This window comes from Ensifer sp. CCNWLY38 (genome assembly GCF_037120565.1).
Lineage (GTDB): Bacteria > Pseudomonadota > Alphaproteobacteria > Rhizobiales > Rhizobiaceae > Ensifer > Ensifer adhaerens_H.
Map to the genome: position 1 here is coordinate 1 of NZ_JBBBBO010000022.1, position 19,808 is coordinate 19,808.

The 19,808-nt window shown below is 61.1% G+C and carries 18 protein-coding genes; 5 read left to right on the forward strand and 13 right to left on the reverse strand.

The genetic code is table 11. The annotated features are described in order from the left end of the window. Positions 1-128: 128 nt before the first annotated feature. The 4 genes from V7S54_RS33370 to V7S54_RS31200 all read right to left on the reverse strand — a co-directional run bounded on the left by V7S54_RS33370 (position 129) and on the right by V7S54_RS31200 (position 6,124). Positions 129-554, reverse strand: coding sequence for a hypothetical protein (locus V7S54_RS33370; protein ID WP_442892639.1), 426 nt, complete (start codon positions 552-554; stop codon positions 129-131). 107 nt (positions 555-661) lie between these two features. Next, positions 662-3,928, reverse strand: coding sequence for an error-prone DNA polymerase (locus tag V7S54_RS31190; protein ID WP_336409839.1), 3,267 nt, complete (start codon positions 3,926-3,928; stop codon positions 662-664). Then, positions 3,925-5,448: a Y-family DNA polymerase gene (locus V7S54_RS31195; protein WP_065377387.1), complete on the reverse strand. Its 1,524-nt coding sequence runs from the start codon at positions 5,446-5,448 to the stop codon at positions 3,925-3,927. Before V7S54_RS31195 ends, V7S54_RS31190 begins: the two co-directional genes overlap by 4 nt. Next, positions 5,363-6,124, reverse strand: coding sequence for an ImuA family protein (locus V7S54_RS31200; RefSeq protein ID WP_065377384.1), 762 nt, complete (start codon positions 6,122-6,124; stop codon positions 5,363-5,365). The genes V7S54_RS31195 and V7S54_RS31200 overlap by 86 nt, the downstream gene beginning before the upstream one ends. Before the next feature lie 240 nt (positions 6,125-6,364). Between V7S54_RS31200 and V7S54_RS31205 the strand changes: the two genes are divergently transcribed. Both V7S54_RS31205 and dinB read left to right on the forward strand, forming a co-directional pair. Continuing rightward, positions 6,365-7,036 (forward strand): SOS response-associated peptidase, encoded by a 672-nt coding sequence (locus V7S54_RS31205; protein ID WP_065377383.1) that lies wholly within the window; start codon positions 6,365-6,367, stop codon positions 7,034-7,036. Between the two features lie 7 nt (positions 7,037-7,043). Continuing rightward, positions 7,044-8,129: a DNA polymerase IV gene (dinB, locus tag V7S54_RS31210; protein ID WP_442892636.1), complete on the forward strand. Its 1,086-nt coding sequence runs from the start codon at positions 7,044-7,046 to the stop codon at positions 8,127-8,129. Positions 8,130-8,187: 58 nt separating this feature from the next. Here the strand turns inward: dinB and panD are convergent, their stop codons facing one another. Then, on the reverse strand, positions 8,188-8,640 hold the full coding sequence (gene panD / locus V7S54_RS31215) for an aspartate 1-decarboxylase (RefSeq protein WP_336409838.1): 453 nt from the start codon (positions 8,638-8,640) through the stop codon (positions 8,188-8,190). A 617-nt stretch (positions 8,641-9,257) separates the two neighbouring features. Here panD and V7S54_RS31220 point away from each other — a divergent pair. Further along, complete coding sequence (locus V7S54_RS31220) at positions 9,258-9,563, forward strand: DUF982 domain-containing protein (protein ID WP_336409837.1); 306 nt, start codon at positions 9,258-9,260, stop codon at positions 9,561-9,563. 65 nt (positions 9,564-9,628) lie between these two features. On the opposite strand, the gene V7S54_RS31225 is transcribed toward V7S54_RS31220, so the two are convergent. From V7S54_RS31225 to V7S54_RS31235, 3 genes are all read right to left on the reverse strand, one after another. Continuing rightward, the gene (locus V7S54_RS31225; protein WP_336409836.1) at positions 9,629-10,594 is read right to left on the reverse strand and encodes a 3'-5' exonuclease; all 966 of its coding nucleotides are present in this window, start codon (positions 10,592-10,594) and stop codon (positions 9,629-9,631) included. A 487-nt stretch (positions 10,595-11,081) separates the two neighbouring features. Then, positions 11,082-11,321 carry a hypothetical protein gene (locus tag V7S54_RS31230; protein WP_336409835.1) on the reverse strand — a complete coding sequence of 80 codons (240 nt, stop codon included), beginning with the start codon at positions 11,319-11,321 and terminating at the stop codon, positions 11,082-11,084. An 8-nt stretch (positions 11,322-11,329) separates the two neighbouring features. Continuing rightward, positions 11,330-11,644 carry a hypothetical protein gene (locus tag V7S54_RS31235; protein WP_336409834.1) on the reverse strand — a complete coding sequence of 105 codons (315 nt, stop codon included), beginning with the start codon at positions 11,642-11,644 and terminating at the stop codon, positions 11,330-11,332. Positions 11,645-12,428: 784 nt separating this feature from the next. Here V7S54_RS31235 and V7S54_RS31240 point away from each other — a divergent pair. Beyond that, positions 12,429-12,917, forward strand: coding sequence for a GNAT family N-acetyltransferase (locus V7S54_RS31240; protein ID WP_065377377.1), 489 nt, complete (start codon positions 12,429-12,431; stop codon positions 12,915-12,917). Between the two features lie 71 nt (positions 12,918-12,988). Here the strand turns inward: V7S54_RS31240 and V7S54_RS31245 are convergent, their stop codons facing one another. Both V7S54_RS31245 and V7S54_RS31250 read right to left on the reverse strand, forming a co-directional pair. Beyond that, positions 12,989-13,777, reverse strand: a complete 789-nt coding sequence (locus V7S54_RS31245) for a thermonuclease family protein (protein ID WP_336409833.1) — start codon at positions 13,775-13,777, stop codon at positions 12,989-12,991. Between the two features lie 625 nt (positions 13,778-14,402). Then, positions 14,403-15,311 carry a LysR family transcriptional regulator gene (locus tag V7S54_RS31250; RefSeq protein ID WP_065377376.1) on the reverse strand — a complete coding sequence of 303 codons (909 nt, stop codon included), beginning with the start codon at positions 15,309-15,311 and terminating at the stop codon, positions 14,403-14,405. A gap of 300 nt (positions 15,312-15,611) precedes the next feature. On the opposite strand from V7S54_RS31250, the gene V7S54_RS31255 reads away from it, so the two are divergent. Further along, positions 15,612-15,863, forward strand: coding sequence for an Arc family DNA-binding protein (locus V7S54_RS31255; protein ID WP_065377375.1), 252 nt, complete (start codon positions 15,612-15,614; stop codon positions 15,861-15,863). A 168-nt stretch (positions 15,864-16,031) separates the two neighbouring features. Here V7S54_RS31255 and dtd read toward each other — a convergent pair whose 3' ends face one another. The 3 genes from dtd to V7S54_RS31270 form a co-directional block, all read right to left on the reverse strand. After that, positions 16,032-16,475 carry a D-aminoacyl-tRNA deacylase gene (dtd, locus tag V7S54_RS31260; protein WP_065377374.1) on the reverse strand — a complete coding sequence of 148 codons (444 nt, stop codon included), beginning with the start codon at positions 16,473-16,475 and terminating at the stop codon, positions 16,032-16,034. 431 nt (positions 16,476-16,906) lie between these two features. Continuing rightward, positions 16,907-19,123, reverse strand: coding sequence for a xanthine dehydrogenase family protein molybdopterin-binding subunit (locus V7S54_RS31265; RefSeq protein ID WP_336409832.1), 2,217 nt, complete (start codon positions 19,121-19,123; stop codon positions 16,907-16,909). Between the two features lie 3 nt (positions 19,124-19,126). Next, positions 19,127-19,585, reverse strand: a complete 459-nt coding sequence (locus V7S54_RS31270) for a (2Fe-2S)-binding protein (protein WP_336409831.1) — start codon at positions 19,583-19,585, stop codon at positions 19,127-19,129. Positions 19,586-19,808: the final 223 nt, after the last annotated feature.

Below are 19,808 nucleotides of genomic sequence, written 5' to 3' on the forward strand. Positions count from 1 at the left end.
GAACTCACCGTCCGTCAAACCGTTTCCAACAAGCCCGAAACTTCCGTCCCAGACCCTCAAATCAGCCTCAGCCAACCAAGGAAACTCTAGAGCGAAGGTCGTCGTCGCCAGCAGCGCCGCCGCCCTCGTCAGTGATCGGGCTTATAGGGGAACCGTTGATCGGACGTCAATAGGCGTTTTTTGCCGCCAGCAAGAAATCCACACATGAGCGATAAGCCATTGAGCCAAAAGAGCGTTTGTTGAATGGCGCGCATTTTGCCTCGGTACGACACCAAGCATGGTCGCCTAGCGAACGAGCCGGAGCTCGAAGCTGCGGTTCGGCAGATCCTTCTTCCATTCCGGCGCAAAACCGATACCAAGGCCGGCCGAGACCAGTGAAACCACAGAGTGGCGCGAATACCAAAGTTGCCCTGCACGGCGCCACCCGTCAGCGCGAACATGATAATGACAATTACCTGCATGGGAACAGCAACGATCACAACGTCGACGAGGAATGCAACCGCTCGACGCCAAAATCCGGCACGGATTGGACCGCTTTCGACATTATCCGTCACCAAGTTCTCCCCCAGCTCACTCGCGATCACACCGTGTTTTTCTTTTCCCCTTGCATGCAAGGGTAAGAACAACTTTCCGTAGAAATCAAAGGGAATTGCGGCACGCCTCACCGAAAATCCCGCGTCCTCACCTTGATCGCATCGAGATGCAAGTAGGGATCGACGATGTCGCGCGGCCGCGGCCCCTTCGGCAGTCCGCGCGGGTCGGGCGCCGGCGACCCATGATGGAACTCGTCGCCTCGTCCATGCGGAAGAGGAAAGCCGGCATCGCGGTCACCAACGCTTGCGAGCTCGGCGGATAGATCGGTCAAGCGATGGGCGACGAGATGCACGACCTCGCCCTCCCGTTGAATACGGCCATAGACGCCGAGCATGCCGGCACTGAGCACGACGCGGCGGTACTTCTCGAAGGTCTTGGCCCAGACAACCAGATTGGCAATGCCGGTCTCATCCTCGATGGTGATGAACATCACGCCCTTGGCCGAGCCCGGCCGCTGGCGGACGAGAACAAGGCCCGCAGCCTCAAGCCACTTTCCGTCGCGCGACTGCATCGCCTCCCGGCAGGTGACGATGCGGCGTTCCGTAAGATCCGCGCGCAGGAACGAGAGTGGGTGGTTGCGCAGCGTCAGCCCGACATGGCCGTAGTCCTCGACCACCTCGCCGCCCGACGTCATGGGTCTCAACGAGACCGACGGCTCATCCAGTTCCGCGACGGTCCGGTTTTCACGGGCAGACGCGGCAGCAAAGAGCGGCAACGGTTCATCGCGCAGCGCCTTGATCGCCCAAAGCGCCTCGCGACGCGCAAGTCTGAGTGAAGGCTGGAAGGCATCGGCTTCGGCAAGCTCGACGAGCGAGGCGGCCGGCACGCCCGCCCTGCGCCAGAGATCGTCGACGGTTTCGAAAGCTTGTTCGTCGCGCGCGGCAACGATCGTCGCAGCATCGACATTCGCCAGCCCCTTGACCATGCGAAGACCAAGACGGACGGCAAAGCGACTTTCATCCTCCGTTGCCTCGAGCGTGCAATCCCAGCGGCTGGCGTTCACGCAAACCGGGCGGACTTCGACGCCATGGTCGCGCGCATCCCGCACGATCTGGGCCGGGGCGTAAAATCCCATCGGCTGAGCGTTGAGGAGAGCCGCACAGAAGACGTCCGGATGCCAGCATTTCAGCCAGGAAGAAGCATAGGCAATCAGCGCAAAGGAGGCGGCGTGGCTTTCCGGGAACCCGTAGCTGCCGAAACCTTCGAGCTGCTTGAAGGTCTTGATGGCAAAGTCCGGCTCATAGCCGTTGGCAACCATGCCCCGGACAAGCTTCTCGCCGAACTTCGAGACACCACCGGTATGCTTGAAGGTCGCCATGGCGCGCCTGAGCTGATCGGCTTCTCCGGGCGTGAAGCCGGCGCACTCGATCGCGACCCGCATCGCCTGTTCCTGGAAGAGCGGCACGCCGAGCGTCTTGCCAAGCACCTGCTCCAGTTCCGGCTTCGGGTAGACGACCGCCTCCTTGCCCTCGCGCCGGCGAAGATAGGGATGGACCATGTCGCCCTGGATCGGCCCGGGCCGAACGATCGCCACCTCGATGACGAGGTCATAGAAGGTGCGCGGCTTGATCCTTGGCAGCATCGACATCTGCGCGCGGCTCTCGATCTGGAAGGTGCCGAGCGTGTCGGCTCGCCGGATCATCGCATAGGTGCGCGGATCCTCGGCCGGAATGCTGGCGAGATCGAGATTGATGCCCTTGTGCTCAGCAAGAAGATCAAAACCGCGCTTCATGCAGGAGAGCATGCCGAGCGCCAGGCAATCGACCTTCATGAACTTCAGGATATCGATATCGTCCTTGTCCCATTCGATCACCTGCCGGTCAGCCATGGCCGCAGGCTCGATCGGGACGAGCTCGTCGAGGCGATCGTGGGTCAAAACGAAACCGCCTGGATGCTGCGACAGGTGGCGGGGCGCTCCCATCAGCTGGCGGGCAAGATCCAGCGTCAGGCGAAGACGCCGATCGGAAAGATTGAGATTGAGCTCCTCGGCATGCTTTTCGCCGACGTCTTCGCCCCAGCCCCAGACCTGGGAGGAGAGCATTTTTGTCATATCCTCCGGCAGTCCAAGCGCCTTGCCGACATCGCGGATGGCGCCTTTCGACCGGTAACGGATGACGGTCGAGCAAAGAGCTGCATGATCGCGGCCATAGGTTTCGAGCACCCATTGCATGACGATCTCGCGGCGCTCGTGCTCGAAGTCGACGTCGATATCCGGCGGCTCGCGCCGCTCCTCCGAAACGAAGCGCTCGAAGAGAAGGTCGTTGATTTCAGGGTCGATCGAGGTGATACCGAGCACATAGCAGACGGAAGAATTGGCGGCCGACCCCCTGCCCTGGCAAAGAATGTCTCTTGAGCGGGCAAAACGCACGATCGAATTCACCGTCAGGAAGTAGGGCGCATATTGAAGCTTCTCGATCAGCCGCAGTTCGTGCTCGAGGTTCTTTCGGACCTTTGCCGGCAACCCCTCGGGATAGCGCCAGGCGGCCCCCTCCCAGGTGAGTTGCGCCAGCGTCTCTTGTGCCGTCAGTTCCGGATTGAAGCGCTCCTCCGGATATTGGTAAGCGAGCTCGTCGAGCGAAAAGCGGCACCGCTCCATGATCTCGACGGTCCGGGCAAGGGCTTCGGGGTAGCGCGCAAAGAGCCGCGACATTTCTTCAGGCGGTTTCAGGTAGCGGTCGGCGTGCCGCTCGCGGCGGAAACCGGCCTCATCGATGATGATGTTGTGGCGAATGCAGGTAACGACATCCTGCAGGATGCGCCGCTCCGGGACATGAAACAGCACGTCGTTGGTGACGACGGTCGACACCCCAAGTGAAACCGCCAGATTTGACAGCTGGTGAAGCCGCAGCTGATCGTTCGGCCGCCGGCGGAGCGTCAGCGCCAGGTAGGCGCGATCCCCGAATGCTTGCCTCAGACGACGCAACTGCCGCGCGCACTCTTCATCAGCGGCATCGGGAAGGAGGACCGCGATCAGGCCCTCGCCATAGGCAACGAGATCGGACCAATCGAGCCGGCATTTCGCCTTGCCGCCGCGTTTCTTGCCGAGTGACAGCAGCCGGCAAAGCCGCGCATAGGCCGGCCGGTCGGTCGGATAGACGAGAACCGGGAGATCGCCTTCAAGATCAAGGCGGCAGCCGACGACCAGCCGAACACCGACATCCTTAGCCGCCTGATGGGCGCGCACGATGCCGGCGAGACTGTTGCGGTCGGCCACAGCCAGCGCTTCGATGCCGAGCTTAACAGCTCGCTGAAACAGTTCTTCGCAGGACGACGCACCGCGCAAGAAGGAGAAATGCGAGGTTACCTGCAGTTCGGCATAACGTGGCGTCGTCATCCGAAGATCCCGTGCAGGAACCATTGGTGGCTGCCGGTCTCGCTGTGTTCGCCGTCGCCTGCGCGATAAATCCAGTAGCGCTCGCCGGCGTCGTCTTCGACCTGGAAATAGTCGCGCACGGCGACGAGCTCGGCGTCGCGCTTCCACCACTCGCCGAAGACGCGCTCCGGCCCATCGGCTCGTCTCACCCGCCGGCGCACGCCGCGCCAGGTGAAACTGACCGGCGGATGATCGGGAAGCAGCGCCATCGTCTCGATCGGTTCGGGACGAACAAGCAGGCGCACCGGTCTTGGCCATTGGCCGGGCCAGGTCTGGCCTTCGTCCGGCGCCATCGGCGCGATGCGGTTGATGGAGCGCTCGGGCACGTCGCTTGCAACCGGTGCAAAGCGAAAGAGCCGACTTGCGCCGATACGGTTTCCCAAGATGTCGATCAGGCCGGAAACATCGGCTTCCGGCTCCTCGACCAGCGAGGAAATGACCTGGCTTGCCATAAGCGGCTCGGCGTGGGTCGCCGTCAGCGACATGATTTCGATCCCGAAGCCGGGGTCGATCGTCTCGATCCGATCGGTGATGAGCCGTGTCAGGCGCTTGGCGTCGCGAACAGGGGTCGCGGTGCCGGCGCGGATCGCCTGGCAGGTGTTGTCGACGCGATGGAAGAGAAGATCGACGCGCCGCGCACCAAGGCCCCTGTCTTCCAGTGCTCGACAGAGCGCGCTCACCAGCTTGCCGGCATAACGCGCAATCGTTTCGGCAGCAGCAATCGGTTCACCAAAGGAGCGGCGAACGTCAATGAGATCGGGCGTGCGCACGGGGTCGATCGGTTCAGAAACCTTTCCCATTGCCTGGTCGAGGCGACGGCCAAGCTCGGGTCCAAACCTGAGGGCAAGCGGCGCCCGCGGCACGCCGGCGACCTCGCCCAGCGTGTTGAAGCCCAGCACACGAAGACCGTGGACAATTGCGGGATCGAGGCGAAGGGCTGAGATCGGCAGGTTGCGGATGATGTCCTGCTGCGCTCCCGGCGCAATGACAAGCGTCGGACGAGCGACAAACCGGGCGCCGGCATGGGCCGCCCCCCACGTATCGGCAACCGCAGCCCGCGCTTCGATGCCCGATCCGAAGAACCGGTTGACCATGCCCGACAGCATCAAGTCTTCACCGCCATGCAGATGATCGGCACCCGTCGTGTCGATCACCAAGCCATCAGGCGGATCCGCGGCAACGATCGGCGCGTAGCGCTGCAGCGCCCAGAGCGCCAGGCGTTCGAGCGCTTCTGCATCGGCCGCCGGATCGGCGTCCATGACGACAAGATCTGGGACGAGCGCCTGGGCCTTCGTGGCCGCCATGCCGGGTCGCAAGGCTGCGGCTATCGCCGCGGCATTCGCCGAGAGCACCACCCGCCGGCGCTTTTCGCGGCCGACGAGGACGAGAGGCGTCTCAACCGGCGGCGCTGCGTCGCCGAGCTTGCGTCTCAGGCGATCCGTGGACCAGCTCGGAAGGAAGAGCGATACGACCCTTGGCATCTGGGGCCTCCACTTCGAAATCTGCACTTTCGCCGGCGCGGCAGCGGATGAGTTCGACGAGCCAACGCGCGCGGCCGACGCCTGGAACCGGCAAGGGGGCCGACGGCAAGACGGACACCCGCCAACGCGTGACCGATGCCGTCGGCTGCCCAAAATCCGAGGCCTCGGCCTGGCGCCGCCAGCGGCGGATCGCAATGCCCATTGTGCCAGACCCTTCGGCCGCAAGCTGCAAGCGGCGCGAGGCGGTCATCGGAAGACGTGCGAGCTCGCCGACGACGGCTCCAAGTCCGCCGTGGCGAAGCCCCGCTTCCATGCAGGAGAGAAGCGCCTTTTCGTCGCCAGCCTCCACATAGATGACGCGACTCGGCGCCAGTCCCACCTGGGCCAGCGCCGGTGCGAAGAGATCGGGCCGCGTCACGCACCAGAGCACCTTGCCCTTCGAGCGGGCGGCGATACCAGCCGAAAACAGGGCAGCTGCAGCGCCGTCGATTGCACCGTTGCCGCCGCCGGCGACCTCATGCAACGAACCGAGTGTGAGCCCACCGCCCGGCAAGCGCCGATCGATCTCGACGACACCAAACGGCAGGACCTGCCGTCCACGGCCGCTTGTGCCCTCGAGGCTCTGGATGCGCTCGCGAAGTGCTGAGACGACGATATTGTCGACTGGACGGGACATTTTGGAAGGAACAACTCCTCAGGGCTATGCATTAGCGCTTCCTGTTGATATGTTCTCTATTTGTTCCTATTTGGGTTGCGAGTCAACGAAGTTCAGAAAAGAGCCTGTTGATTGCGATCCGGACGGCCAGCACGGAGACGCGGCCTCGCGCAGACGGATGCGTCGGCCGCCGGGAACGGCGACAGAGGCGCGCGGGCGCTGGTATGAAAGACGGATGAGAAAAGCGGAGGACCGGAGCCGATGTGCAATCTCTACAACATCACGACGACACGCGATGCAGTGATCGCATTCACCAAGGCCTTTCGCGACAAGGCCGGCTGGAACCAGCCGTCCTATGATGTTTATCCAGGCTATCAGGCGCCGGTTGTTCGCGTCGGCGACGACGGTCAACGCGAGATCACGCGGGTCACCTGGGGCATGCCCTCGCCGCCGGCTTTCGTGAAGAACTACGATCCAGGCGTCACCAACATCCGAAACGTCACCTCTCCGCACTGGAGACGCTGGCTCGGGCCGACCAGCCGCTGCGTCGTGCCCTTCACCTCCTTTGCCGAGCCGGATCCGGCAGTTAAGGTTCCCGGCGGAAAAGTCCCGAACGCCTGGTTTGCCGGCAACAAGGAACGGCCGCTCATGTTCTTCGCGGGCTTCTGGACACCATGGAAGGGTGTGAGGCGTGTGCGCGATGGTGAGCTCGAATACGAGCTCTTCGGCTTCCTCACCACATCCCCGAACGAGATCGTCGCTCCGATCCATCTCAAGGCCATGCCGGTGATCCTGACCACCCCTGAAGAGGTCGACCTTTGGCTCACCGGATCCTGGGACGAGGTGAAGCACCTGCAGCGGTCGCTTCCCGGCAATATGCTCGTTGTCGTCGAGCCGCCTGCGCCATCGCCGGGCGAGGAACTATTGCTGTGAGCGAGCCGTGACAGACACACTCAGGCAACTGCGCAAGATCATCCACGTCGATATGGATGCCTTCTACGCATCGGTGGAGCAACGGGACAATCCCGAGCTTCGCGGGCTCCCGATCGCCGTTGGCTTTGGCGAGGCCCGCGGCGTGGTGGCAGCCGCAAGCTACGAGGCGCGCAAATACGGCGTCCATTCGGCCATGCCGTCCGTCACGGCCAAGCGGAAATGCCCGGAGCTGATTTTCGTGAGACCGCGCTTCGACGCCTATCGTGCGGTTTCGGGAGAGATCCATGCGATCTTTGCCGAGTACACGCCCCTGATCGAACCACTCTCGCTCGACGAGGCCTACCTTGATGTCACCGAGAACCTCAAGGGAATAGAACTTGCGACCGAGATCGCCGAGGAGATTCGCGCAAAGATCAAGGCAAAGACGGGCCTGACGGCGTCGGCCGGCGTTTCCTACAACAAGTTTCTCGCCAAGATGGCGTCCGACCAGAGAAAACCGGATGGCCTCTTCGTTATCACCCCGAAAAACGGTCCGGCTTTCGTGGAGGCCCTACCCGTCAAGAAATTCCATGGTGTCGGCCCGGCAACCGCCGAGCGCATGCACAAGCTCGGCATCGAAACGGGCGCCGATCTGAAGGCCCGCGATATCGCCTTCCTGCAGCAACACTTCGGAAAATCAGGACCTTACTTCTACTGGATCGCCCGCGGTATCGACGAGCGCCAAGTGAAGGCTGACCGGGTGCGCAAGTCCATCGGCGCGGAAGACACGTTCTTAGTGGACGTCCATGATTTTGAAACCGCCCAAGCTGGCCTCGAACCGCTGATCGAAAAGGTCTGGCGCTATTGCGAGGCGAGCGGCATTCGCGCCAAGACCGCAACGCTCAAGGTGAAATGGGCGGACTTCACGCAGATCACCAGGAGCAAGACAACTGCAGCACCGATCGCGAGCGCCGCCGAGCTCGCCGCGGTCCTGACGATGCTGTTGTCTCCACTCTTCCCTGCTGCGAAAGGCATCCGGTTGCTGGGCGTGACGCTGTCGTCGCTTGAACCAGCCAAACGCGAAAGCGCGCCGCAGTTCTCATTCGCGCTTTGAGGAAGACGCAAAAGGCCGGCCGCGTCAGCGACCGCCGGCCTAACATGCTTGCGGACTCTCAGCTGCCGGACACCATGAGCGGTATCGGCAATGCCGTCTCGGCCTCGTCGAGGATTTCGAAGGTGTATTTGCCAGACGCATCGACCCCAACCGAGTAGCTGAGGCGATCTTGCACGTGGTTGTTCTCGTCGAAAGTCAGGATCTTCGGCCTCAACGAGGTAAGCCGGCTATCGTCGAGGTAGACCGAGTTGCATATGATGATCTGGTCGCCGGGCTGGCAGGTCCTTGCGGCCGCGCCATTGAGGATGCAGCACCTGGATCCGCGTTCACCGAGGATGACGTAGGTGGAGATGCGCGCCCCGGAATTCTTGTTCCAGATCTCGACGAACTCCATCGGCAAGATGCCGGCCTCCTCACAGTGGTCCGGGTCAAGGGTGATCGACCCATGATAGTTGAGGTTCGCCTCGGTGACGTAAATGCCATGGAGCTTCCCTGCGACCAGCTTTCTCATGCTTTTTCACGCCTCGCGGTTGATCAGGTTCCTCGCGCCTTGGCGCTGCCGACCGAGGCGGAAATCTTCGCGCTCCGACAATCGCCAAGCGGAAAGATTGGAAAGAAGGCCCCGCCGGGGAAGGCGGGGCAAGGTTCGCACCCAGATGGCTCTCTGAACGCGGGGAAGAAAAACTCCATCGGCCAAGCCGATGCACTCCGATACGAACAAAGCCCCCGGCAAGGAAGGTCGTTTTCGGCAATTTCGGTACGGCTTTGCTAATATATCAACCTGCTCAATGACGCCCCTGGATCTCTTGACGCTTGGTGCCCGCCACAAAAGCGCTGAGTATTCCGGATCGTTGCTACCTGCAGTTTCGAGACGCTTTGCGCGGCAGCGATCAGACAAGCTCCAAGGTCCTTCCGAAGTCCGCCGCGGACACCTCGCGATGCCCATGGCCGGAGGCCGGCGCCAGGTTCCCTCACCGTGTTCTCGCAGTCCGTACGGCGAATGTACTAGGCCTGCCTCCCGAGATGACTACTGTATCAACAGTTGAAGGACGGGGCCTATCGTTGTATAGTTTCCCTTATAATTTATTTTAATTTTTTCAAACCGTTAGCCTGCGGAAGGAGGACATTATGCGCCTTCCTGAGATACCTTGGACGGTTCCGTTATCTGTTCGTTTACAGTCAGGAGCCAACCGCATTTTCGCATCGGTCTACGACGCGCTGGATTTTCTGGAACACGAATGGCCGTTACGACACGGACAAGGCTATGAACGAGCCGTGACGACGTGCCGGGGTGCGTTGAGCCACTCGGTTCCATCTGCAGTCGCGCGCGAGGCCTTCATCGGCGCGTGCTTGGAGGCTGGCATGGCAACGTCAGCGGTTGCCGCCCACTACCATGCGCGCTCGGGATCTCACGGCAACAAGCCATTAACCTGACAACGCCAATTTGCGCACAAAAACCGCCGCCCACCGACGAGCAGGGAGGCCGGGCTAGTCGACCGTTAGGTCTTGAAGCGGTCGAAGGCGGTAAGATACCTGGTCGGCGGGTCTGCATCCCAGCGATAGATTTCAGAGCGCAGATAACGCAGTTCCTCGTCCAGCGCATCTTCCTGAAGCTCGATCCACCAGGACTTCGGACGCCCGTCGCTACCGTCCGACCAACGGTAGCCGCGGGCTTTTAGCTGATCCTTCATGTCGAACGGGCTGTTTTCAGCAAAGATGCGCACGCGCGATTGCTGGCTCGCTTCGTAAAGCTCGGCAAACGGCGTACGCTGGTCCTGGGCGCATTCTTGCGCAAGCACCTCGAGCAGGGCGAAGCAATCGTCGACCGCCCGATGCCCTTCATGAAAGTATCCCGCCTGGCCGATCAGGTAGCCGAGCTTTGTGCCTTCAAAGCCGCGCCCCGACCAATCGATTTCGGAGACCGAACAGGCCCATGCCTTCCCGGCAAAAACCGGCGAAAAGGCCTCGCAGAACGGTCGATCGAATCCGGCGTTGTGCGCGACCACGAGATCGGCGTTCTCGACTATGGTCCGAAGCTGCGCCAGATCGATCATTTGTCCGGCCACCATCTCATCAGTGATACCGGTCAGGCGCGTGACGTCGGCCGGAATTGGGATGCTTGGTTGCTGCAGACCGCCGTAGACGCCCGTGACATCGCCGATAGCGCCGGTATCGTCAAATGTGAACGCGACGACACCAATTTCGATGACCTCGTCCTTGCGATGGTTGAGGCCAGTCGTCTCGGTATCGACGATCACGCCTCTTAACGGAAACCCGGGGTGCGGCGACGCCGTGACTGGACGCGGTTCAAGCTTTTTCAGGATGCGGTAGCGCCCGGTTTCACGAAGCACGCGCACCATATCCTCTTCGCTGAGCGCGGTTGGAGGATGTCGCTTCGCCGGCGAACCAACCGCCTTCTGATTTGTCGCATCTTCAGCGACGAACAGATCGAATTGCTGCGTCATTCGCTTAGCTCGGAACCACCATTGATCGACTCACCGGGCTGAACCCGGCGCATTCCGCAATAAGCTATCCATGCGAACAATCCAGAAGAGCTATCGAAGCGACTCTACCTGGTTCTCCACCGATTTTCGCAAATCATAGGCTATCGACGGACAGCCCTGGCACAAAGACCACCGAGAATAGGACGGCCTGTTGCGTCAGATCGTGTGGTGTCAGAGGGCATAAATTGACGATTGAGGTCGTCCCGCGAACCGGCGACGATCAGGCGAAGGTCCGGCCAGTCTACCAGCGTCCGCGTCGGGAAAATCCTGCTTCGGCGCTAATGCCGTCGGTTGTCGTTTGTCGAGATTGCGCTTTCCAGAACGACGATGCCGGAATACAGGACCGGTGTTCCATCGCGATCCTGGAAACACCGACCAAAAGCAACGACCGAGACATACAAGCCACCCCGCGTCTTGACGCGGTAGAACGACTGCTGGGCTCGTCCGCTCACGATCGTTTCCGTAATTGTCTTTGCCAACCCTGGCGATCCTCTGGATGGACCCGGTCGAGGTACAGTTTGAGCGGTAATCCCTGGCTCGTCTCGTTCGCGGCGAGACCGAAAAGTTCGGCCAGGGCCGAATCTCCATAGACGAGGTCGCGAATGATATCCCAGGTGAAGATCCCGGAGTCCGTCGTATCCGCATCGGTGAGTTCAACAAGGAACGTGCGCTCTCCGTCCTCCTTCATTGCTCCGTCTAACCCTCTGCCATCCCTTGCGGTCGCCCGCCCTTTGCAAATCCAACACCGTTTGGATGCCTATCCGTGGTGTGCCAGTCGACCAACTGGCGCAGGCAATCATGAAGCCGTTTGTTGAAGCCGCCGTCACTGTCCTCGAGCAGGTCGAGATAGAATGCCGCAATCGTCCTGAATTCGGCCGCGTCGCGCGGCACGCGTCGTTTGATCGATTGAAACAACTGCTCGATCGTCTGTTCGAGTGAGCGGAACCGCTCAGTCTCATACTCGCCAGCCGTCTCACCCAGCTGGCACTGGGCCGCCTTGAATTGCGTCACGAGGTCGGCGACGCTCGTAGCGATTTCTGTATCAGATCGATGCATTCCCGTGATTTAGCACGCACTAACAGACGCGACTACCCGCTCCGCGATCCTCCAGGTCAGATTGTTTCGCACGTGCAGCATTCTTTGTAACGATCGACACACCGGTGTGGCCGATAAGCAGCATTATTTCGCCACCCACCTCCGGCCGAAGCCAAGCATGTGCCAGCACTCCGACCCAAATGGCCAGTTGTGCGGCAAGGCAAAAACGCGCGGAACGTGGTGGCCCAATATTCGAACTTGCAAATATACTGAGCACCCAAGTTCAATCGCAAGGGACGACAACGTGGACAAACATGGCGTAAAGGACACCCGTGTGAGCTCAAGCTCACCGTCCGAGCTTCAGGATATTGCGAGCAAGCTTTCCGCCCTCGCTCAACAAATTAAAACAATCGCGGCCGTCCCGCTCAGCGATGCCGTCGATCTCGACGAAAGCGGGGAAGCGTCTCGGCGAGCGGCAATCGAATAACCTGGAAACATTGGCATGGCGGAGCGACCGGATCGGTGACCCCGCAGACTCTCCAACCTGAACCGCCCAATCCCCCGAAAGCCCGCAGCCAGCCGCGCGGCGTGTCAGCGACCGCGTCGTTAAATTCGGCAGAGAAGGCCTGGCGGGAAAGACAGAGCTGTCGCTAACTCCGAGCGTTGAGCCACGGCGCAGTTCATTTACGATAGAACGTTGCTTGGCCGGGCAGATCGGGGATGATGGCTCGACAACACCCTCGATGGATCATGCCGCGAAATGCCATCAACGATCACGATCAGAGCCGCCCACGATGAAGATGTGCCTGTGCTTGGCAGGTACGGGTCTCAGCTGATGGCGCTTCATCATCAATGGGATCCCAAGCGCTTCATCGCGACGGAAACCGGCACGAAGGCTTCCTATGCTCGATGGCTGCGAAGTCAGCTTGAAAAGCCCGATGTTGTAGTCCTCGCCGCCGAGCAGGAAGAAATGATCGTTGGTTACGCGTATGCCGCGCTCGAGGGATATGACTACATGTCGCTTCGAGGACCAGCGGGGGTCATCCACGATCTTTTCGTTGAGCCCGAAAAGCGCAATCAGGGCGTCGGCAGGATGCTACTCGACGCGGTGATCGCAGAGCTGCAAGGGCGAGGCGCAGACATTTTCGTGCTCTCCGCAGCGCACCGAAACGAAGCTGCTCAACGGCTGTTTGCTGCAGCAGGCTTTCGCCCGACGATGGTCGAGATGACACTCAATGGGAAATCCTAATTCTGCGCCATCCCGGGCGCCGGCGCCTCCCGCATAAGGCGGTTGAGCCGTCCTAGTCCAAGCCCCGCCTCTCACCTGCACCACGGGCGCGGCGTCGGAGGACAACTTGTGTCGCCGCAGACAAACGAAACCGCCAGGCCTTCGGAGATCAGGATCTCTCCAACATCGCGACCATCAACCGGAAGCGTTCCGCAACTCCGGCCGTAATTGCACCTGTTCGTACCTTCCGTTCCGGGTTTGCAGGAACAGGCAACCTTGGTCACTATCGGCGTGCCGGACTCAATGAGCTCTCTCAGGCGCTCACTTGCCCGATTTCCAAGCGCGGCTTCACGCGAACATCTGGGCTCGAACTTTTCCGGCGTGTTGAAGCCGACAAGTCGAACGCGCGTGCCATCGCTCATGCGAACCGTGTCGCCGTCGGTGACCGTGAAGGATTGACCTTGAAAATCGGCAGATGACGCTGCCGGTTGAAAAGAGCTGAGACCGCCCTTCCGCAGCCATTCCGTTCGCATCTGGCCGCCGCCAATCGTGATCACCACCAGCAACAACGCAAGGAATTTGATCTCGCGATAACTCCAGCGTCGACGGCCGGTCCTTCGCCAATGGGGGCGCCCGTAGGTTCGCGTTCCCTGGTTCGCTTCCATTGGCTTGATGAACGAAAGATCGGCATGACCCGGCAGCCTTGTCAGCTTCCTGAGTGTCGCCATCTGCTTTTCGGTGAGCCGCGTGCGCGGACCGTAACGCTCGATCTTCTGGCGTATGTCCATGAGGAACTGGCGCTGCCAGGCGGTCGGCCGCCCCTCACGCAGGACATCGTCTATACGACTGCGATAATAGGTGATCTCGACTTCGCTCAGCAAAAACCAGCCCCCCAGCCGAGAAGATCATAGCTCAACGCGGGCCAAAGGCGAGCACCTTGGCCGTGGCAATTTGCTGATGCGGAAGGAATTTTAGGCTTTGCTGATACACTAACGGCATGACCAAACGCCCTCGCCCACCTCGATCAAGGCCGCTGGAGCGTGGCGAAGCGATTGCCGGGCAGAGCAGTCGCATCCGCAAGCGCGATCCTGCGCAGCCAAAACTTCCATTCGATTCGATCCCCGATCACGTCGAGCGGCGCTCGCCCTCTTAACCGAGAGACCGCCTATAAGCGGCGATTGGGGATGGAAGATAGAGTGGGATGGATACCGTCTACACGTTCACATCGAAGGCGGCCGCGTGAAAGTTCTCACCAGAAAAGTCGGGCATGGTGTCTTCCTTGCCTGGAAGAGCTGAGTGGCAGCCGAGCTGTTAGGTTTGGGAGCCAGAGGGAAATGAGCGTACCAGGCGGCGGCCGCGTGAGCGGCCGAGCCAGTTCGCGCGCGGCTTGACCGGTAAAAAGGGTCGCCGCAGGAGGTTCAGCATCGCGCCGGCGATAGCCGGGAACCGGGACCGACTACCCCCGGCAAGCCGTTCCGCTCGATCGAGGGATGCCACCACTTGCAGTCAAGCACCTCCCTCCCCGCACCTTCCCGGCCGCGCCAGCGAGCGGGCAATGTCGATGATGTCGTCCCGCGCCGCGGTCGGATCTTCCTTGTTCCAGGCGACCCCGAGCCCGATCTTGAGATCGACACCGCGCACGGGCCGGAGCTCGAAGTTCCGGTTCGGCAGATCCTTCGTCCATTCCGGCGCAAAGCCGATGCCGAGGCCAGCGGAAACCAGCGACACCAGTGAGAACGTATCGTCGCAGCTATAGGCGATGTTCCCGGTCAAACCGTGGGTCTCGAACATCTCGGAGAAATAGCGCTCCGAATAGGAGAGGTTCTGACGGGAAAAGGCGATGATCTTCTCGGAGCGAAGGTCCTCGATGTCGATCTCGCTGCGAAGGACCAGCGGGCTCGTCCTTTCGACGGCCAGCAGATAGCGCTCATGGGCGATCGAGAAGAAACGCAAGGATCCGATGTTTTCGACCGGCCGGATGAAGCCGAGATTGATCTGGCCGTTTTCCAGTCCGCGGATGATGTCGCTGGTCGATCCACTCGTAACATGCAGGGCAACATCTGGAAACTTCCGGCCGATGCGCGCCAGAAACGCCGGCAGCACGCCTATCGTCGCGGGATAGACGGTTCCGATCTTGATCGTCCGCGCCGCCTTTCCCGCAGCCGAGCGCGCCACCTCGGCGGATAGCCCAACATCGCCGATGATCCGCACGGCCCGATCGTAGAACACCTCCCCTGCCCGCGTCAGTTCAACGCGACGGGTCGATCGCTCGAGCAACCGCACACCGAGCTCCTTTTCCAACGCCTGGATATGCGAACTCAACGCCGGCTGGGCGATGTGCATCCGCGCAGCAGCCCGATTGAAGTGCAACTCCTCTGCTACCGCAACAAAGAATGAGAGTTGGCGTAGTTCCATTGCGACTACATCCTGCCTGTCAGGAGAACGATTGATGGGTCGTGGAAAAGGAAGCCGTCGAGCAGCTTATCAATTTGCGCACGCAGGGCCCGCCGCGGTATAGAACGAGTGGGGCGCTCGCGTTTAACGCGAGCGGCTTAAGGCTGCGACCGCAGCGGTGACTAGTGGAGATGCCGACATTGAAAACATTAGATTCCGGCTGCCTAGGTGCCTCCCCTTTTTCTATGACACACCGTGCGTCATTTCTTCCGGTAGCACACGGTGCGTCATTCATGCAAGTGAAAAGTGTGGAGATGTGAGATGGCGCGCCAAGACCCACATTTCAGACTTCGCATTCCTGAGGCGCTCAAGGACCAAATCGAGGCAGCGGCTCGCAATAATGCGCGATCAATTACCGCAGAGATTGTTGAACGTCTCGAAAGGTCCTTCGCTCTTAAGTCTGAAACGGACGGGGGGCTTGCAAGCGAGATCGAAGATATCCGTGACCGACTAGGGCGAGTGCGCGACGCGGTGATTGCCCATAACTCCGACGACAGGAAACAGACCAGGTAGTTTGCCGTTTCAGCGGGCTATCGGGTAACGCAACGTGTTGATCTGCCCGCAGAACTTGGTCGTGGCCAACGTGAAAAACACGACTGTCTTTGCGGTTACGTCCGCAGAGGGCTGATAGCGACCAGGTTGGTTTTGAAAGGAATCGAGCTGTCGGAACAGGAAGGCCGCTTAACCGGATGTCGTGTCCAGCCAGATCGTCACAGGACCGTCGTTGGCCAATTCCACCCGCATGTCCGCGCCGAAGACGCCATTTGCAACGGCAACGCCAAGGGCCGAGACATTGGCGGAGAAGTTCTCGTATAGGCGCTTGCCCTCGTCCGGCGGCGCAGCCGTAGAAAAGCCCGGTCGATTGCCTTTCGTCTCGGCGGCTAATGTGAACTGGCTGACGATGAGAGCTGAGCCGCCGACATCGACAAGCGAACGGTTCATGCGATCCGCATCGTCCCTGAAGATGCGCAGGTTGGCGATCTTGCGCGCCAGCCATTCGCTTTCCTTCTCAGTGTCGCCCTTCATCGCACACACGAAGACTACCAGGCCATTGCCGATCTGCCCGGTCACCGCATCATTGGCGGTGACACGCGCAGATGAAACGCGCTGGATAAGTGCTCTCACGGCAACGACTCTCCCTATGGTTTCCCGCTCTTATCGGCTCCGAGGCGAGCGCAATCAAGCTCTATGCAGAGCCGCGCGCCGATGTCAGGAGATCGTCGTTGAAATCGTAATCGAAGGCATAGAGCGGCCGGCCGTGCCCGACCCGTCCCCCCGAGAGCTAGTTCCGGACGATACATTATGCGATCTTCGAAAAGTGTGAACATCGGATGCGCAAGATGGGTAATTCTTGGCAGAAGTAGGGCGTGATCGCCACCGATCTCCCTGGCACGCAGGGGACAGCGGCACCCGCGAGCGGGAATACCCTTCAGGTTCGATCCCAGAACACCAAACTGTCGCATCAAATGTGTTGGACGGTGACCACGCGGTTTATGTGACCGCCGAAGGTCTGGCCCCATGCCCAACCGGCCATGCGGCCGGCCGGGCATACGAGATCACGTGTTGAGCGATCTCACGAATGGCATGACGCGGATCCGCTTGCCGAGCGCCCTGTAGGCGGCATTGGCGACTGCCGGGCCGATGGGCGGAACGCCGGGCTCGCCTATGCCGGAGGGCGGATTGGCGGAGGCGACGATGTGAACTTCGACCTTTGGCATCGCATCGATCCTCAGGGGCGTGTAAAGATCGAAATTGCTCTGGTCGACCTTGCCGTCCGTCAGCGTGATCTCCTCGCCGAGTATCGCACCCAGCCCAAAGCCGATGCCGCCCTCCACCTGGGCGCGGACCTGGTCCGGATTGATCGCCAGACCGCAATCGACAGCGGCTACGACGCGCTCGACCTGGATCTGGCCATTTCCGTCAGTCGAGACCTCGGCGATCTCGGCCACAACGGAGCCGAAGCTCTCGGCGATGGCAACCCCTCGGAAGCGACCCTCGGGCAAGGGCTTCTGCCATTCCGCCTTTTCCGCCGCTAGCTTGAGGACGGTCGCGTGGCGCGACTGCGGCTCAAGCATCGAAAGACGGAATTCTATCGGATCTCGTCCTACTGCCTCGGCGACCTCGTCCAGGAAGGTTTCGGCTGCAAAGGCGGTATGGGTCGAGCCGACGGAGCGCCACCATAGAACCGGAACGCCAACCTCAGTGGTGGTCAAGCCCACCATCTGGTTCGGAATGGCATAAGGCAGATTGTTGGCCCCTTCGACCGAGGTCGGGTCGACCCCATTCTTGACCATTCCGTCGAACGCAGTCTTCGCCATGATGGACTGGCCAACGATGTGGTTGCTCCATGCAACGAGCTTTCCATTCGCGTCGATACCGGCTTTGAGGCTATGCACATAGGCGGGTCGATAGCGACCCGCGCGCATGTCGTCCTCCCTGGTCCACTGCACCTTTACCGGCGCGCGGAAACCGAGGGCCTTGGCCACATGCACCGCCTCGACGACGACATCACCGTCGAACACGGCCCGCCGGCCAAAGCTGCCGCCGGTCTTCATGACGTTGAGGCGCACCTTTTCGGGGGCAACGCCGGCCACCTGGCCGGCGAGCATCTGGTATACGTCCGGGAACTGATGCCCACCCCAGACCTCGAGAGTGCCGTCCTCGTTCATGCGTGCCACGGCATTCAGCGGTTCCATCGCGGCATGCGCAAGATAGGGGAACTCAAAACTTGCCTCGATGACCTTCGTTGCGCCGGCGATGGCGGTTTCGGCGTCGCCATCGTTGCGCGCGAGCGCGGCCGGCGTCTTCTTCGCAAGGTCCCGATACGCGGACATCAGCTCAGCCGTGCCGCGCTTCTCCGCCGCCGTTTCGTCCCAATTGACAGTGACCGCCTCGCGGCCCTTGATCGCCGCCCACATGTTTTCGCCGACGACGGCAATGCCCCGAGGGGTTTCGACGACGTCAACCACCCCCTTGACGGCGCGCGCGGCCGAGGCGTCGAAGGACTTTACCTTCGCTCCGAACAGCGGCGGATGGATCATCACGGCGGTCAGCATGCCCGGAAGCTTGATGTCGATCGTGTACTGCTCCGTCCCGTTTGCCTTACGGGCGCTATCGAAGCGCTTCAGTCTGGCATTGCCGATCAGCTTCCAGTCGCTCGGTTGCTTAAGTGCCACGTCCGTGGGCACCGGCATTGTCGCCGCCTTTGCGGTGAAGACACCGAAGCCGGCGCTCTTGCCTGACGGATGGGCAAGAATGCCGTTCTCGACGGTGATCTCTGCCGCGGCAACACCCCATTCGGAGGCAGCGGCGGCGACCAGCATGGAGCGGGCCGCGGCACCCGCCTTGCGATAGCGCTCCCAGGAGGACGCCATCGACGTCGACCCGCCGGTGCCCTGAAAGGCGCCTCCAAAGGCGATGTTGCCATAGGCCTTCACATCGCCGGCGGCCCCCTTCACTTCGATCGTCGACCAGTCGGCATCGAGTTCTTCCGCCACCAGTGTGGCAATACCGTTATAGGAGCCCTGGCCCATCTCGAACTGCGACGAAAGGACGGTCACTTTTCCATCGCCGTCGATTGTCACGTAGGGGGAAAAGGCATGTGAAGCGCTGGTCGTCGCTGTCTCGCCCGCTACCGCCGGGGACGCGGACAGGAGGCGAAAGCCGACGGCCATACCAGTACCTGCAGCAAGGGCACCAATGAGGAACTGTCGCCGCGATCCCTGCGCTTTCGCGGCCGGAAGGAAAACCGAGTTCATGAGTTTGGGCAGCATGGCTCAAGCCTCCAGACGCTTAGCGGCTTCGTGAATGCCGGCTCGGATTCGGTGATAAGTGGCGCAACGACAGAGATTGCCCGACATGGCCGTGTCGATGTCCTCGTCGCTTGGCTTCGGATTGTTCGCCAGGAGGTCTGTCGCCGACATGATCTGCCCCGACTGGCAGTAGCCGCACTGCGGGACGTCGAGATCGGCCCAGACTGCCTGAACCGTTTCCGCGACCTTTCCCTTCAGGCCCTCGATGGTCGTCACTTTTGCGCCTTCGATGTCACCGACCAAGGTCTGACAAGACCGAACCGGCGAACCGTCGACATAGACCGTGCAGGCACCGCACTGCGCCATGCCACAGCCGAACTTCGTCCCTGTTAGTCCAACCAGATCGCGGATCACCCAAAGAAGCGGCATATCCGCCTCGGCCTCGACCGTGTGTTCGACGCCGTTGATCGTTACAATTGCCATGATGCTCTCCTCGCGTTCGGGCGCGTGGTCTCGGGATGCTTATCCGGAAACCCCGCTTCACGCGCCGCGGCCATTCGCCAGACCGCGGCTGCAGCTTAGAAGACCATCCTGCACGCTGGTAGGTTCGATCCTGTCAGATTATTGCCTATTCCTCTCGGCCTGACGAAATTGTGATCATGACAAAAGATGCGCCAGCGCACCAACGGGCGCTCCACTTGTGTTC

Excerpts from the sequence above, each read along its gene's own strand:
- V7S54_RS31190 (WP_336409839.1), bottom strand. The coding sequence starts at position 3,928 with ATGACGACGCCACGTTATGCCGAACTGCAGGTAACCTCGCATTTCTCC.
- V7S54_RS31195 (WP_065377387.1), bottom strand. The coding sequence starts at position 5,448 with ATGCCAAGGGTCGTATCGCTCTTCCTTCCGAGCTGGTCCACGGATCGC.
- V7S54_RS31200 (WP_065377384.1), bottom strand. The coding sequence starts at position 6,124 with ATGTCCCGTCCAGTCGACAATATCGTCGTCTCAGCACTTCGCGAGCGC.
- V7S54_RS31205 (WP_065377383.1), top strand. The coding sequence starts at position 6,365 with ATGTGCAATCTCTACAACATCACGACGACACGCGATGCAGTGATCGCA.
- panD (WP_336409838.1), bottom strand. The coding sequence starts at position 8,640 with ATGAGAAAGCTGGTCGCAGGGAAGCTCCATGGCATTTACGTCACCGAG.
- V7S54_RS31220 (WP_336409837.1), top strand. The coding sequence starts at position 9,258 with ATGCGCCTTCCTGAGATACCTTGGACGGTTCCGTTATCTGTTCGTTTA.
- V7S54_RS31225 (WP_336409836.1), bottom strand. The coding sequence starts at position 10,594 with ATGACGCAGCAATTCGATCTGTTCGTCGCTGAAGATGCGACAAATCAG.
- V7S54_RS31230 (WP_336409835.1), bottom strand. The coding sequence starts at position 11,321 with ATGAAGGAGGACGGAGAGCGCACGTTCCTTGTTGAACTCACCGATGCG.
- V7S54_RS31240 (WP_065377377.1), top strand. The coding sequence starts at position 12,429 with ATGCCATCAACGATCACGATCAGAGCCGCCCACGATGAAGATGTGCCT.
- V7S54_RS31250 (WP_065377376.1), bottom strand. The coding sequence starts at position 15,311 with ATGGAACTACGCCAACTCTCATTCTTTGTTGCGGTAGCAGAGGAGTTG.
- V7S54_RS31255 (WP_065377375.1), top strand. The coding sequence starts at position 15,612 with ATGGCGCGCCAAGACCCACATTTCAGACTTCGCATTCCTGAGGCGCTC.
- V7S54_RS31265 (WP_336409832.1), bottom strand. The coding sequence starts at position 19,123 with ATGCTGCCCAAACTCATGAACTCGGTTTTCCTTCCGGCCGCGAAAGCG.
- V7S54_RS31270 (WP_336409831.1), bottom strand. The coding sequence starts at position 19,585 with ATGGCAATTGTAACGATCAACGGCGTCGAACACACGGTCGAGGCCGAG.